This is a genomic window from Providencia sp. PROV208 (assembly GCF_028479465.1).
In the GTDB taxonomy this organism is placed as follows: domain Bacteria; phylum Pseudomonadota; class Gammaproteobacteria; order Enterobacterales; family Enterobacteriaceae; genus Providencia; species Providencia alcalifaciens.
The window spans coordinates 200,145-215,031 of the sequence record NZ_JAMPNS010000006.1 but is presented as its reverse complement, the minus strand read 5'-3'; the positions used below and the strand labels follow the sequence as shown (position 1 = coordinate 215,031).

13 protein-coding genes are annotated in these 14,887 nt (G+C 43.1%); 7 read left to right on the top strand and 6 right to left on the bottom strand.

Annotated features, from left to right (window positions below; translation table 11 throughout):
- The first annotated feature begins 30 nt into the window (after window positions 1-30).
- From kdsA to PR766_RS05865, 3 genes are all read left to right on the top strand, one after another.
- Window positions 31-885 carry a 3-deoxy-8-phosphooctulonate synthase gene (gene kdsA, locus PR766_RS05875; RefSeq protein WP_006661861.1) on the top strand — a complete coding sequence of 285 codons (855 nt, stop codon included), beginning with the start codon at window positions 31-33 and terminating at the stop codon, window positions 883-885.
- A 12-nt stretch (window positions 886-897) separates the two neighbouring features.
- Window positions 898-1,800 carry a TIGR01212 family radical SAM protein gene (locus PR766_RS05870; protein ID WP_154636640.1) on the top strand — a complete coding sequence of 301 codons (903 nt, stop codon included), beginning with the start codon at window positions 898-900 and terminating at the stop codon, window positions 1,798-1,800.
- Between the two features lie 70 nt (window positions 1,801-1,870).
- Window positions 1,871-2,623, top strand: coding sequence for a tetratricopeptide repeat protein (locus tag PR766_RS05865; protein ID WP_006659984.1), 753 nt, complete (start codon window positions 1,871-1,873; stop codon window positions 2,621-2,623).
- A 94-nt stretch (window positions 2,624-2,717) separates the two neighbouring features.
- Here the strand turns inward: PR766_RS05865 and dauA are convergent, their stop codons facing one another.
- The 6 genes from dauA to PR766_RS05835 all read right to left on the bottom strand — a co-directional run bounded on the left by dauA (window position 2,718) and on the right by PR766_RS05835 (window position 10,067).
- Window positions 2,718-4,433 (bottom strand): C4-dicarboxylic acid transporter DauA, encoded by a 1,716-nt coding sequence (dauA, locus tag PR766_RS05860; protein ID WP_006659983.1) that lies wholly within the window; start codon window positions 4,431-4,433, stop codon window positions 2,718-2,720.
- A gap of 280 nt (window positions 4,434-4,713) precedes the next feature.
- Window positions 4,714-5,112, bottom strand: a complete 399-nt coding sequence (locus tag PR766_RS05855; protein ID WP_154636639.1) for a hypothetical protein — start codon at window positions 5,110-5,112, stop codon at window positions 4,714-4,716.
- Entirely contained in the window at window positions 5,109-6,449 is a 1,341-nt protein-coding gene (locus PR766_RS05850) for a phosphatase PAP2/dual specificity phosphatase family protein (RefSeq protein WP_154636638.1), read from the bottom strand. The genes PR766_RS05855 and PR766_RS05850 overlap by 4 nt, the downstream gene beginning before the upstream one ends.
- Window positions 6,450-6,610: 161 nt before the next feature.
- A complete protein-coding gene (locus PR766_RS05845) occupies window positions 6,611-8,377 on the bottom strand; it encodes a bifunctional alpha/beta hydrolase/class I SAM-dependent methyltransferase (RefSeq protein WP_039862095.1) in 1,767 nt (588 codons plus the stop codon).
- 9 nt (window positions 8,378-8,386) lie between these two features.
- Entirely contained in the window at window positions 8,387-9,010 is a 624-nt protein-coding gene (locus tag PR766_RS05840; RefSeq protein WP_154636637.1) for a CDP-alcohol phosphatidyltransferase family protein, read from the bottom strand.
- A gap of 232 nt (window positions 9,011-9,242) precedes the next feature.
- On the bottom strand, window positions 9,243-10,067 hold the full coding sequence (locus PR766_RS05835) for an AraC family transcriptional regulator (protein WP_154636636.1): 825 nt from the start codon (window positions 10,065-10,067) through the stop codon (window positions 9,243-9,245).
- A 152-nt stretch (window positions 10,068-10,219) separates the two neighbouring features.
- Between PR766_RS05835 and PR766_RS05830 the strand changes: the two genes are divergently transcribed.
- The 4 genes from PR766_RS05830 to PR766_RS05815 are packed head-to-tail and all read left to right on the top strand — an operon-like array spanning window position 10,220 to window position 14,804.
- Entirely contained in the window at window positions 10,220-11,170 is a 951-nt protein-coding gene (locus PR766_RS05830; protein WP_006661854.1) for a 4-hydroxyproline epimerase, read from the top strand.
- 8 nt (window positions 11,171-11,178) lie between these two features.
- On the top strand, window positions 11,179-12,426 hold the full coding sequence (locus PR766_RS05825; protein ID WP_154636635.1) for an NAD(P)/FAD-dependent oxidoreductase: 1,248 nt from the start codon (window positions 11,179-11,181) through the stop codon (window positions 12,424-12,426).
- Between the two features lie 15 nt (window positions 12,427-12,441).
- A complete protein-coding gene (dapA, locus tag PR766_RS05820) occupies window positions 12,442-13,308 on the top strand; it encodes a 4-hydroxy-tetrahydrodipicolinate synthase (protein WP_006659975.1) in 867 nt (288 codons plus the stop codon).
- Between the two features lie 11 nt (window positions 13,309-13,319).
- Entirely contained in the window at window positions 13,320-14,804 is a 1,485-nt protein-coding gene (locus PR766_RS05815) for an aldehyde dehydrogenase (RefSeq protein ID WP_036962256.1), read from the top strand.
- Window positions 14,805-14,887 lie beyond the last annotated feature (83 nt).

The window sequence follows — 14,887 nt, the reverse complement described above, 5'->3', positions numbered from 1 at the left end:
GTTTACTGTCTTCCTATGAAGGGTAAGAGTATGCAACAGAAAGTAGTCAGTATCGGTGATATTAAGGTCGCAAACGATCTGCCATTTGTTCTGTTTGGTGGCATGAACGTACTTGAATCTCGCGATATGGCGATGAAAGTGTGTGAGCATTATGTCACTGTGACACAAAAATTAGGCATTCCGTATGTGTTTAAAGCCTCTTTTGATAAAGCTAACCGATCATCTATTCACTCTTATCGTGGTCCGGGTCTGGAAGAAGGGATGAAAATCTTCCAAGAAATCAAACAGACTTTCGGTGTAAAAATCATTACAGATGTGCATGAGCCTGATCAAGCACAACCTGTTTCTGAAGTGGTTGATGTTATCCAATTACCCGCTTTCCTTGCTCGCCAAACGGATTTAGTCGCTGCGATGGCAAAAACGGATGCAGTGATTAACATCAAAAAACCGCAGTTCATCAGCCCAGGACAAATCGGTAACATCGTTGAGAAATTCATTGAAGGTGGCAACGATAAAATTATTCTGTGTGACCGCGGTGCAAACTTTGGTTATGACAATCTCGTGGTTGATATGCTTGGCTTTAATGTCATGATGCAAGCGTCTAAAGGGTGCCCAGTCATCTTTGACGTGACACATTCACTGCAATGTCGAGACCCATTTGGTGCGGCTTCTGGTGGTCGTCGTGGTCAAGTGGCGGAATTGGCAAGAGCTGGCATGGCAGTAGGTTTAGCTGGTCTATTCCTCGAAGCGCATCCAGATCCAGAAAATGCACGTTGCGACGGTCCTTCTGCACTACCATTGCATAAATTAGAGCCATTCTTGCAACAAGTTAAAGCGATCGACGAAGTGGTAAAAAGCTTCCCTGCACTGGATACTAACAGTTAATCTCGGTTCCAAATGCAATTAAACGATGTTGTTTCCATGTTCGGCGCTGATCTTCAGCGCCGATATGGTGAAAAAATTCACAAAGTCACCTTGCACGGTGGCTTTAGCTGCCCAAACCGTGATGGCACGTTGGGGCGGGGTGGCTGTACATTTTGTAATGTGTCATCCTTCAGTGATGAAAACCAATCTGAGCAATCCATCAGTTTGCAAATTCAACAGCAAATTTCTCGAATATCCCGCGCAAATCGCTATTTAGCGTATTTCCAAGCTTATACCAGCACCTATGACGAAGTGCATAGATTAAAACTATTGTATGAAGAAGCGCTACAACAAGCTGATATGGTTGGGTTATGTGTAGGTACTCGCCCTGATTGCGTACCTGATGCTGTGCTCTCTTTACTGGCTGGGTACCGTCAACAAGGTTATGAAATTTGGTTAGAGCTTGGGTTACAAACTGCTCATGATAAGACGTTACACCGCATAAATCGTGGGCATGACTTTGCGGCTTATCAAGCAACAGCGCAAAAAGCTCGCGCACTTGGACTCAAGGTATGTACGCACTTGATTTGCGGTCTGCCAAGCGAAAATGCAACCATGAATATGCAGACATTAGATGCGGTTTTGGTATGTGGCACGGATGGTATAAAGCTGCATCCATTGCACATTGTTGAGGGCAGCATTATGGCAAAAAGTTGGCGTGCAGGACGCTTAGAAACGCTATCTTTAGAAGAATATACAGCCACTGCCGGTGAGATGATCCGCCATACTCCGACCGATATTTTATATCATCGCATCAGTGCTAGTGCGAGAAAGCCAACATTGTTAGCACCGCAATGGTGTGAAAACCGTTGGGTAGGTATGAACAGTTTATACCAATATTTGCTCGTAAATGGGGGACAAGGGTCAGCACTGTAATGCAGAGATTTTTAACTGAATTTTTTGAAATACTGATTCATAATAAATTTAAAAAAATAAAAAGGTGCCTATGTATCCGATAATCTCAAGTGTTAAACACGTTAGTCGTCAACTTTGTTTAGGGGCGGTAGGCTTGGTATTTTCTCTACAAGTTTCAGCGCAATACGATATTACACCTGAAAATAAGAAAGTATTCGAACACACTAAAATTGCGGCTCAAAATAATGATGCTAAAGCGCAGTATGAATTAGCAGGCATGTATTTATCGGGGGTTGGTGTATTACAAAACCAAAATAACGCTAAGTTATGGGCAGAAAAATCAGCACAATCAGGTAATGCGGATGCATATTCATTATTGGCGGATATTACGTTAATGAGTGGTGATAGAACGTTCACTGAAGAATTTGTCAAAGCCCGCGAATATGCAAGTAAAGCCGTTGATGGTGGAAGTATTCGAGGAAAAATTAGTTTAGCTGAAGCTTTAATTACGCCGGAGTCTGGCGCTGTTGATTATCCGCGCGCCATTGCACTACTTGAGGAAGTCAGTGCGTTAAATGACAAAGATTACTTCAACGCGCCATTATGGTTAGGCATCATTTATTATGATGGTCATGGCGTACCACAGAATGAAAAAAAGGCGTTAGAGTGGTTTGCAAAAGCGGATGCGTTAACTTTCTCAGGTTTTGCTGAAGGAATGGCATCATTTCAATTTAATGATGGCAACAATGGTACTGTCAGAGATGACGAGCAAAAAGCCACGAAACTCCGCGCAATGGCATGTGAGCTAGGTAAAAAAGAGAATAACGAAATGTATTGCTACTAGTTTTAGGTATAGAATGAATAGAAAATGCCGCGCTTGTTTAGCAAGTGCGGCATTTTTATTGTTAGCTTCAGTTATAATTTAAGTCTTCGCCTTTTTAAGACGTAAGGGACCTTTTAGCCTCTTGAATGTGCTGAACTTCGTCTAAAGCACTATCCAGTGAGTTTTGGAAACTGAGCGCGCCATCAATAGGACGAACATTCGCACGAGCTAATGTTTTCAGCGGTTGGAATGGGATATCACACACAATAATGTGAGTATCTTTACGTACGATATCAATAAATTTCTGGAAGGCTTCTAAGCCACCCGCATCAAAGACAGGTACCGCATCCCACTGCATAACAATAATTTCATAGCCATGACTTTTTACTCGCAGTTCATCAAAAATACGTTCTGCGGCAGCAAAGAACAGTGGACCATTCACTCGGACAACTAACACGCTCTTATCTTCTTGAGTCTCCGGCAACTGTGTGACTCGTGTCATATTGGCAATACGTCGCATAAACAGCAACGAAGCAATAACGATACCGACGGTAATGGCGATCACCATATCGAATAGAACAGTTAAAGACATACATAACAGCAATACAATAATGTCATCTTTAGGTGCGCGGCGGATCAAGCTAAAGACTTTACCCGCTGCACTCATGTTCCAAGCCACGATCAAGAGCAGTGAAGACATGGCGGCAAGCGGTAAATACGACAATAAAGGCGCTAAAATAAGCAGTGTCAGTAGCACTAAAATCGAGTGTATGATAGCTGAGATAGGAGAGGTTGCACCGGCTCGAACGTTTGCAGCAGAACGAGCAATTGCAGCCGTTGCCGTGATCCCCCCAAAGAATGGGGCGGCAATATTTCCTAGCCCTTGACCTATCAATTCACTATTGGAGTGGTGCTTTTTCCCCGTCATATTATCGAGCACTACGGCACACAGTAGGGACTCAATCGCACCTAGCACCGCCATCGATAGTGCGGCAGGCATAAGTGCTGTGATCATCGCCCAGCTAATGGGGGCACTGCCTGGTAACTCCCATGGCAATATAAATTGCGGTAAAATTGGCGGAATACCACTTCCTTCTGTGCCGTCAGGAAGCAAATAGCTAAATTTAGAACCGATCGTTTCCACATGAATATCAAACAGCGTTAATATCCACATAATTAAGGTCCCAACAATAATTGCGGGTAGATGCCCAGGCAGACGAACCTTAAGTTTAGGCCAGAAGATTAAGACAAGTAATGTGGCAAGCCCAATCAACGTATCGCTATATTGTAAGGTTGGAAAAGCTTTGCTTAGAGCAATAACCTTATCAACATAGTTTTCAGGAACATGCTCCATTTGCAGACCAAAGAAATCCTTGATTTGCATAGTGGCAATCGTAATAGCAATCCCAGACGTAAATCCCAGCGTTACGGACACGGGAATATATTCGATGAACTTACCAAACCGAGCAAAACCCATTGCCAGCAAGATAATGCCTGACATTAATGTTGCGACTAATAAGCCACTGAGCCCATATTGCTGAGATACTGGGTATAAGATCACCACAAACGCCGCGGTAGGACCGGATACGCTATAACGGGAACCACCAGAAATGGCAATTACAATCCCAGCAATTGCAGCGGTGTAAAGTCCATATTGCGGGGGAACGCCACTGGCTATTGCGAGCGCCATCGCCAATGGAATTGCAATAATCCCAACGGTAATACCCGCAATTAAGTCCTTCATGAAACGCGCTGCGGTATATTTCTCTTTCCAACAGGAGTCTATTAATGCGCTAAAAGGGCGCAATCTATTAATATTTTTTGTACTCATTAAAACCCTACCAAAATAACAGGGTGAAAAATAAACGAAATGAAGAGATGAGGATACGCCTAACTGAATCAAAAAAATGTGTTATTTATCAATGAAACTACAATTATCATAACGCTTTCAGTATCAAAAGTAAAAAATCGTTATTTTCTACGTTAAATATCATTAAACGTATTTAAAATAATTATTAACTATCGATTTTCTATTTTAAACAGTGAGTTAAAAAAGATAATAATTAATTAATAGTCAATTTACCTCTGATTTAAATATGACCCAAAATAAACTAAAAAATAAGCGAAAATAATAACCATCCCCATAATAGCGTAACGGCATAACTGGCACGCTGAAATAATTTGCACGTACCTGCCCATCGACTTTCCATACTGCGACCCGCTGATGATTGAGGGAATAGATGCCCAAGTGCATCATCGAAGGCTTGTGTATCTCCTTGGCGATAAATCAGGATAAAGAAATGATGATCAAGGCATAAGCGGAAAATAAAATACTGGCTAGCAAAAAATAGCATGACCCCCACAGCTAGACTCAAGTGTGATATCGAACCATGGAACAACAATGCGAATTGCCCCAGCAATGCTAGGATGGCAACTATCGCCAAATAGCGCCAACTCCCCGTGAGCACGACAATGACATCTCCACGGTCTTTATCCAGTAATGAACTCATTGGTTTTCTCTTTGTACATGAAATTGCTGATACCAGTGATGTAATTGTTCAATGGTCGCGGAATTTAAAATGACCTGAGGACGAACGCGTTCAACCTGCGCGATTGCATCTTCAATGTTTTTTGCCATATTTTGGTGTACTAACCATGCCACAACAACCGTTGCACTTCGAGAATAACCCAATTTGCAGTGAACATAGACAGTTCCACTTTGTGCGAGTTTGTCCATGGTTCTAATGGCTTTTTCAATATCCTCTGGGCTTAGAGGTAACAAATCAATTTGTGGCTGGCTACAATAATTTTTCCCATAGCTGTAAATATTGCGAGACCACTCGCAAGTCATATCGAGAACGGCTTGCGTTTGCAATGGATATAACGGGCGTCCTCCCAAAACAATTTTTTCATTCACGATACTGGGTTGCTGGCAGCGCTTAGCATAGTAATGATAAGTACCCCAAGCAATAAGGCGATAAGGGAGTAATACTAATATAGCGGATGGAGAAACGTGACCTTCAGCTGTTTTCTGGAATACAGAAGCTCCAGCCCCTAAATAGCCTAATGTGACAAAAGCTAAGGCGAGTGCAGGCCATAAAAACCACCACAGAGCGCCTTGTAATAAAAAGGCGAGGGCGAAGCACAGCACTGTACTTAATCCATAGTTTTTAGCAATTTTTAGGCTTCGAGGACTTCCTGTGTAATGCCATTGCCAACGAGTAGTAATAGGTAACAAATAGCTGATGATGACACCAACTGCGAACCCAGTGATCACATCAATAAAATGATGTTGCCATGTCGTGAGGACAGAAATAAGAATCAGAATTGACACGCTATGCAACAGCCAGCGCCATTGAGTTGGTGTATGGGAGCGGAAACGCAACCACAGTAACCACAGTAAAATAATATGTAATGAAGGGGCTTGGTTGTACGGTAAATCAAACAGCTCTAAGCTGTCGAACATCCAGCCAAATGCGCCATGGGTATCAGGGCGAGGAAAACTAAATTTAAGTGGGAAGAGTAAAAAGCCAACACAGGCAATAAGTGATGCTGCGATTAAGCGTAAGCCATGGATGCACTGCTCACGGCGAGAGGTACAGATGAACAGTGAAATCCCGTAAAATAGGTCGATGCTCCAATAGGGAATAATTGTCCAAGGTAAAAAAGGGATCTGTTTTTCCCAGCTATAAACATAAGAGGGTACATTGGGTAATGTAGCGGTATAGTTGTTGACTTGCCCGTACGTTAAAAAGAAAAAGGGTGCTAAGAAGAGCAACCAAAATAGCCCATAAATCCAAATTTGGCGTCGTGATGCCGTGCGCGTATCTTGGGTGTTGAGGGTCATATAATGGGTTCCTATCTTAATTTATTCATTGCTTTGTTCTAGATGAATCGTGCCCATATCACCGTTGACTGGCTGTTTTTCAGCCGTATCGGTATGAGATAAATAAAAATACAGGTTACTGGTGATGATACCAATAACCTGTAAATTAAAGAGAAAAATAATTAACGGCGTCGAGCAAGGGACACGCTAAAAATACCCCAGTTATCGATAGATTGAGTGATTTTTTCGAACCCAGCCTCTTCGACTAAGGCATCCATTTCGCCTTGGCTACGGCAGCGCATGACCCATGCTTTCCCACCTTGGTGACTGGGTAATACTCGGGCGATCATTTCAACCTGAGGATGCCATGGTTGGCAGGTATAGATAAGCAAGCCACCGGAAGGAATGGCGCGAGAAAGCCCATCCAGTGAGGCTCGGATCAGTTCATTACTTGGGAATAGCTCATACAGACCGCTGACAATACCTAACGTTGGCGCTGGAGAAACAGCAGCAAGATCATCAGCATCGAACGCATTACCTTCTTCGAAACGGATTTTATCTTCTAGGTAACGTTCTTTGATGTGTAAGCGACCTTGTTCAACGTTAATTGGGCTATAGTCACGGAGTAGAACGGAATCCACTTTCCCATAATCATTGATAGCATCGAAGATGTAGCGCCCTTGACCTGCGGCGATATCCATAATGCGGACGGGTTTTCCGCTATTGGATAGCTCTCGAATGGCTTGGCGAATAATATTTTCAATATTTACTTTGCGCTGGCGGATCCCTTGCCAACCAATACTGTTGAGGTATTGCCTATCGATAATTCGTCCAAATAGACCAGAACCCTGTGCCTGATTGCGATAGACATAATCAAGTGTTGAGCCAGAATCAAAGCCCTTATCGTAACCAATACGGACGCCTTCAGAGGCTTTACCTAAAGTACTCATGGATTTGCTCATGATTTTATAGGCAATGTTTTTTGGGCAATATTCAGGTAATGGCACGCTTAATGAACGGTAGGCATCCGCACTGGTGCTCCATGTATCTTCAAACTGGTAATCATGTTGATACAAAGGAAGCGCGAATAATTTATCAATAAACTGACGAATTTTTTCGATAGGGATATGTCGGTCTTTTTCACCTAATGTGTCGTGATAAAAACCTGACAGAATATGCTTCTCTTTAATTGGCGTATTTAATCGCTCATAAAATTGATGTTGTGGCTTATGGTGTACCACATGGTCGCTACCTGAAATAAATAACTGGGTTGGCAATGTGATTGCCGCAGCATCTGCCACGATACGATCCGCCGTGGTATAGAGCTCCAGAAGAATATTGACGGCAATAGGGCGAGTGATCAGCGGGTCATTGTTAAATGATTGAATGCGCTGCTCATCATGGGTTAAAAACTTGGCTTTCACATAAGAGTTTACGTAGAACAGTCCACGCAATTTTTGCATGAGTCCCAAACCGGTGCGAGCAAATGGGACATATAATTTAACTTTAAATGCGGGAGACGCAAGCACCATTCCGCGAATTTTTGGGGCATAGTCATGTACCCATGCAGACACTAATACTGCGCCAACACTTTGACCAATAACAATAATATTTTCGAATGGGATTTGATATTGCTCGGATACGTAATGGACAAACTCATCAACATCACTAATGGACGTGCCCAGTGATGGGCTATAGCCCCGCGGACCTTCATTACGGCCATGTCCTCGAGCATCCCATGCGAACATAGCAAAATCAGAAAGGTTTAATTCATCCACTAAATGAGAGACACGACCAGAGTGCTCATGACCTCGGTGAAACAAAATAATGGCTTTATCGGTGATGTGTTCAGTAGGCCAATAACGGTAAAACAAGTTCGTATGATCACTGGTGGTGAATTGAGATTCGACGACAGGACGTTGTGTCGAATAGTCTGTTTGTGTGTTCATTATCATTCCTTAATTATTTTCCGATACTGCGCTTAACTCAGTCAGTGCACGGCGAATACGGTTATAGCAGGTATAGAACAACAGCAGGGAGAGGACGGCAAAAAGGATATTTATCCAGCTTGCAACTACCAGTTGTGGAAAAATACAGACAAATAATCCTAATGCACCAAAGACAAATGCACGATCACTTTTACCGACAGGGCCATCATAACGGCGAGATGCGCCCATTGCTTGAGCGATGACGCCGATAAATTCAGTTAATACAGAGAGAAAGAGGCTCAACAAAATCCACCAAAAAGCCTGCGGGAAAATGAGGACGAAAGGTAGGTACAAGGCGACATCGGAAATGACATCGCCCAGTTCATTCAGCATTGCTCCGAGATGGCTTTTCTGGTTGTGTTCGCGAGCAAGCATACCATCAATGGCATTGAGAGCCATGCGGATAAATAAGACGAATGGGAGCACGATAAATAAGTAGGGAGTTGGAAAAAGCGCTAATAAACAGCCTACAATAATGGACAAGCCTAATGCAGCAAGGGTCACTTGGTTTGCCGTGATCCCCGCATCAAATAGCTGACGAACAATGGGGCGTAGCAGATTCTGAAATTTAGGTTTCAGATCATAAATGGTCATTCACTCATCCTTAAAATATACCGCAGTAGGGGGCAGTTTAGTGCTATATCAATACGCGATTATGTTTTAGCTACAATATGTTTTAGCTACAATAAGAGCTGTCCTAAGTTCCTCGTTATCACGATGAGGACAGCAACTATTTTACCATTGATGATTAGAGGATAAGTCAGGGAAAAAGTTCGCTCGCCTGAGTAAAGACCCAGAATTGAGGGGGACATACATCGTTCAACGATTAGATGGAATAAGCAATCTCCTGTTCATTCACTGTCTTTTTATCGATATTAGAACGCATTCGTTTAAATTGGCTGGGAGTCATATTGGTCAGTTCTTTAAACTTACGACAAAATGCACTGTGATCGGCATAAGCACATTTAATTGAAATATCTGTAATAGAATAGTCTTCTTCTAATAATTCGATAGCATGTTCAAGGCGCTTCTTCTGAATATATTGCTGAGGTGTAATATGAAAAACTGTTTTAAATTGACGATTAAGTTGAGATAACGACAACCCTGAAATTTCAGCCAGTGTTGTTATTTTAATTGCGGTATCAAAATGCTGGCTAATATATTGTTCAACTCGACCTAATTGATTATTTAATTTAGTACTGACTGATTTTTCATCTTGTAAATCCACCGAAATTCCCGCAACACCGATAACCTGATTTTTAGTATCAAAAATCGGCACCTTGGTTGTTAAACACCAGCCTAATAATCCCGCTTTATAGAGATGCAATTCCAATTTATTGATAACACTTATTTTTTTCTGCATCACCAAATAATCTTGAGAGCTATAACTCTGCCCCAAATCCGCGTGAAAAATATCTTCTGCAGTTTTTCCTATTACGCCATTGCGCTGATCAACTTTACATCGTTTAGCAAGGTTGTCATTGGCAAGCAAGTATTTGGCATTACGGTCTTTAACGAAGAAAGTCACATTAGGAAGTGTATTGATTAAAGGCATGACCAACCCAAGATGATTTAACAAATTATTAATATTATCCACGGGGAAAAGCATGTTTTCCTGACTAATCAACAACAGTTTATTTAAATCAATCATATTGCGCTCCAATGCATTCAACTAATTTTAATAGTTATCTGAAATGTTTTTAAATTGTGCAGAAATACGCATAGGTTGATTCGAAAGATATCAAGAGTTGTTTACATAAATCAAGCATTCTATTAACAAATGATATTAATAAGGATGAACTGATGCAGAGTAAATATAAGAAAATTGAGGTTATAGACTCTCATACCGCAGGGGAACCCACACGTTTAGTGATTGATGGTTTTCCTGATTTAGGGAATTCAGACATGGCGTCGCGCCTACAAACGTTACGCACAGAATATGACCATTGGCGATGCGCAACCATTTTAGAACCTCGAGGTAATGACATTCTAGTTGGTGCATTACTGTGTAAACCCGTTAACCCTAAAGCTGCGGCGGGCGTGATTTTCTTTAATAACGAAGGCTACTTAGGTATGTGTGGTCACGGTACCATCGGTTTGGTCGCATCATTACATTACTTAGGGCGCATTGGTTACGGTGAGCATTTAATTGAAACCCCAGTGGGGGATGTGACCGCTAAATTACATGAAGATGGTAGCGTGAGCATTCAAAACGTTTATGCATATCGCTATCGCAAAGCAGTTCAAGTTAACGTGCCTGAGGTTGGGCTAGTGACTGGGGATATTGCATGGGGCGGGAACTGGTTTTTCCTCGTCGAAAATTCACCACTTGCTATCTTGTATGGGAATGCGAAGGCGCTGACGGAGGTCTGTTTAAAAATCAAACAAGCCCTCGTTGATCAAGGCATTTTTGGTAAAGATGACCAAGAAATTGACCATATTGAATTGTTTGGACATTGCGATGGTGCAGATAGTCAAAGTTTTGTGTTATGTCCCGGAGGGGCATATGACCGCTCGCCATGTGGTACGGGCACCAGCGCGAAATTAGCGTGCCTTGCTGCGGACAACAAGCTTGAGGAAGGTAAAATTTGGCGTCAGGCAAGTGTTATTGGTAGCCAATTTCAAGCCAGTTATCAAGTTGCGGATGCTAACGGCATCATTCCAACGATTCGTGGTAATGCTTACATCAGCGGTGAAAATACCTTACTGATTGATGAAAACGATCCATTCCGTTTTGGTATCACGGTGGAGTGAGGTCGACGATGGATAACAGATATTCCGTCATTGTAGTCGGTGGGGGCATTGTTGGGCTCAGCATTGCGTTATCCGTACAACATCACGGCACGGACGTTTTATTGCTCGATAAAAACCAAATTGGCTCAGGTGCTTCTTTTGGTAATGCGGGGCATATTGCAACTGAGCAGGTATTTCCTGTTGCCGATCCGTCAGTGTTAAAGTCCATTCCCAGTATGCTACTTGATCCTTTAGGCGCTTTGCGTATTGATTGGCGCTATATCCTACCATTAGCACCTTGGCTATTGAAATTGTTAGGGAATATGCGCCATAAACCATTTCAACATATTCACCGTGTACTTTCTGTGCTAAATGCTGCGTCATTACCCTCTTGGCAAGCATTTTCAAAGCAATGGCAGCTGGAGGATTTGGTCAAAATTCAAGGTTCATTGCTGGTAGCAGAAAAAAATGCCACTCTGGAAAAGCTGCGTCGCCATGGGGAATATTTGAACAATATGGGGGTGCATAATCAGCTATTGGATCAACCCCAATTGCTCACACAACAACCTGAACTCGCGACTAACCAAATTGGTGGATTGTTCTATCCCGATACTGGACATGTAGTGGATCTCGCACAAATGCACGAACGCTTAACACAGGCTTTTGTGAATTTAGGTGGGAAAGTACTGACAGAATGTGAAGTGACCGCCATTGATTCTTCCTCAGCAAATCAAGCACGAGTGACGACACCTCAAGGGACGTTTATTGCGGATAAAGTCGTGATTGCTGGGGGCGCATTTTCAAAGTCATTAGTGAAAATGGTGAGTCGCATCAATGTCCCTTTGGAAACCGAGCGCGGTTACCACTTGATGTTACCAAATGAAAAAGGGCGTTTGTCCATTCCGATTTCCAGTATGGATCGCCGTTTTATTATGACGCCAATGAACGGTGGGTTGCGCCTCGCAGGCACTGTTGAATACGCAGGTTTGAAGCGTCCACCCAATATGCAACGTGCCCGCCACTTTTTACCGCTGGCGAATCCAATGCTGAAAACACCATTAGATAGCCAAAATACCAGTGAGTGGATGGGTTTCCGTCCCACTATCTCAGACTCCTTACCGGTCATAGACCAAAAAGGTCCGTATGTATTTGCCTTTGGGCATCAACATTTAGGGCTAACACAAGCGGCAATTACCGCAGATATCGTCAATAACATGATCCACGGGCAACCGACACCGCTCGATTGCTCGCCTTTTTCGATTAAGCGCTTTCTTTAATTCAGGAGAATTATAATGAATTTCCATGGCATTCTTGTTCCGTTAGTCACTCCATTTCATGATGATCTTTCATTAAATATCACTGCGTTAGCAGAGTTAACCGAAAAACTGATCGCCAGTGGTGTGACGGGGTTGGTGGTCTGCGGCACCACGGGTGAATATTACGCGTTAAATGAAGACGAACGTAAAACCGTATTAACCACGGTCAGTAAAATTGCCAAAGGGCGTGTGACGCTGATTGCAGGAATTAATGACTTATCTACCGAGGGCGCAATTAAACGCGCAGCACAGGCGAAAGAACTGGGTTATGAAGGGCTGATGTTATCACCACCACCGTACAGTTTACCGGATCAAAACGGGGTTTATGCTCACTATGAGAAAGTCGCAAAATCAACTTCATTACCCATCATTATGTACAACTTCCCAGCCCGTATTGGCATTGAGATTGAGTTAGATACCGTCGTGAAACTGGCGGAAATCGACAATATTGTCGCTATCAAAGAGAGTAGCGGTAGCTTTAGTCGCGCCCTGCATTTACTCCAAACACCGTTTAAAAACTTTGAGGTCATTTGCGGTTGTGATGACCAACCTGTGGATTTCTTCTTCTGGGGTTCGAAAAGTTGGATTGCCGGTGCAGGCAACGTGTTCCCAGTAGAGCAAGTTGCCATTTTTAATGCGGCGCAGCAAGGCGATTGGACAAAAGCTAAGCAGATTATGCAAGAGATTTATCCTGCGATTTACTCTATGGAATCAGGTAACTATAACCAAAAAGCTAAAGCTGGCTGCTTAAAAGGAACCTTTAATGTAGGACCTGTTCGCTTACCTCTGTCCAATATTAGCCTGCAAGAACGCCATGAATTTCTTGCACTGATTAAGCCATAGCGGGGTTGTTTATGTTGATCACTAAAGAGCAAATATTTGAGCGAGCGAAACAGAGCCAACTCTGGGCGGGCAACTTGATTGCGGGCCACCAAAGTGGGAGTGCCAAGCTTAAAAATTATACCCCCATCGATAATAGTTCGATTGGTTATATCGCGGATGGCAGTGCGCAAGATGTTCACGCGGCGGTTCGCATTGCTCGTGAAACCTTTGATGAGGGCTGCTGGAGCGGTTTGTCCCCTCAAGAACGTAAACAGGTCATGTTACGTTGGGCGCAATTAATTGAAAAACATAGCGAAGAACTAGCGGCATTGGATTGCGTCGATGCAGGTAAGCCTATCACTGAATGTTTAAATACGGATTTACCCGCAACAGTCGAAACGTTTTATTGGTATGCAGAAGCTATCGACAAACTGTTTGGCAAAATTGCGCCAACTGGGCGTCAAGAAATGGGGTTAATTGTTCATGAGCCTATCGGTGTCGTGGGCGCTGTTTTGCCATGGAACTTTCCTGCACAAATGTTTGCCTGGAAAGTCGCGCCGGCGTTAGCGGTTGGTAATTCTGTGATTGTGAAACCTGCCGAATTAACCTCATTGAGTGCTTACCGTATGGTTGAACTTGCTTATGAGGCGGGTGTGCCGAAAGGTGCATTAAGTTTGGTTTGCGGGTTGGGCGAAAAAGTGGGGGAAGCGTTAGGGCGTCACCCTGATGTTGATATCGTCTCATTCACAGGGTCGACAGAAGTAGGGCGTTTATTTTTGAAATACTCCGCAGAAAGCAATCTAAAAGAAATTGTTTTGGAATGCGGTGGAAAAAGCCCACAAGTGGTCTTTGAGGACGCAGATTTAGATGCAGCTGTTCCGCATATCATGGCGGCCGCTTTCTGGAATATGAGTGAAAACTGTAGCTGTGGCTCGCGGTTAATTGTGCACGAAAATATCAAAAAGCCCCTGCTCGAAAAATTAGTTGCCGCAGTATCAACATGGCAAGTTGGGGATCCGCGTGATGCGTCTGTGTCAATCGGTCCCATGATTGAACAGGCACATTTTGAAAAAGTAGGATCGTTTTTAGAAACCACCCTTAAAGAGGGAGGGAAACTTATCACAGGAGGAAAAATACACAGTGACCTCGGTTCAGGGTGGTACATAGAACCGACAATTTTTGATGCTGTTACGCCAGAAATGTCTCTCTTTCGACATGAAGTTTTTGGTCCCATTTTAGCCGTTACATCATTTAAGACGGATGATGAAGCGGTGAATTTAGCCAATGACACTCACTACGGGTTGGCGGCTTCGTTTTATAGCCAAAATGTCCATCGAGTGATGAATATTGCACGTCGTATCAATGCGGGGACCGTGTCGGTCAACGGATTTAGCGAAGGTAATATCACCACGCCATTTGGTGGTTTCCGTCAGTCAGGTTTTGGGGGGAAAGACAACGGCTTAGAAGCCTTTGAACAATACACCCAAACAAAAGTTATCTGGTTTATCAATCAGTAAAATGACATTGACCTGAACCTTGCGAGGTTCAGGTTTCGACCCTTGCAAATACACAAATACAATTACAATCGTCGAGGAGTACA

Coding starts and splice junctions, on each gene's coding strand:
- kdsA (WP_006661861.1), top strand. CDS start 31: ATGCAACAGAAAGTAGTCAGTATCGGTGATATTAAGGTCGCAAACGAT.
- PR766_RS05870 (WP_154636640.1), top strand. CDS start 898: ATGCAATTAAACGATGTTGTTTCCATGTTCGGCGCTGATCTTCAGCGC.
- PR766_RS05865 (WP_006659984.1), top strand. CDS start 1,871: ATGTATCCGATAATCTCAAGTGTTAAACACGTTAGTCGTCAACTTTGT.
- dauA (WP_006659983.1), bottom strand. CDS start 4,433: ATGAGTACAAAAAATATTAATAGATTGCGCCCTTTTAGCGCATTAATA.
- PR766_RS05855 (WP_154636639.1), bottom strand. CDS start 5,112: ATGAGTTCATTACTGGATAAAGACCGTGGAGATGTCATTGTCGTGCTC.
- PR766_RS05850 (WP_154636638.1), bottom strand. CDS start 6,449: ATGACCCTCAACACCCAAGATACGCGCACGGCATCACGACGCCAAATT.
- PR766_RS05845 (WP_039862095.1), bottom strand. CDS start 8,377: ATGAACACACAAACAGACTATTCGACACAACGTCCTGTCGTCGAATCT.
- PR766_RS05840 (WP_154636637.1), bottom strand. CDS start 9,010: ATGACCATTTATGATCTGAAACCTAAATTTCAGAATCTGCTACGCCCC.
- PR766_RS05835 (WP_154636636.1), bottom strand. CDS start 10,067: ATGATTGATTTAAATAAACTGTTGTTGATTAGTCAGGAAAACATGCTT.
- PR766_RS05830 (WP_006661854.1), top strand. CDS start 10,220: ATGCAGAGTAAATATAAGAAAATTGAGGTTATAGACTCTCATACCGCA.
- PR766_RS05825 (WP_154636635.1), top strand. CDS start 11,179: ATGGATAACAGATATTCCGTCATTGTAGTCGGTGGGGGCATTGTTGGG.
- dapA (WP_006659975.1), top strand. CDS start 12,442: ATGAATTTCCATGGCATTCTTGTTCCGTTAGTCACTCCATTTCATGAT.
- PR766_RS05815 (WP_036962256.1), top strand. CDS start 13,320: ATGTTGATCACTAAAGAGCAAATATTTGAGCGAGCGAAACAGAGCCAA.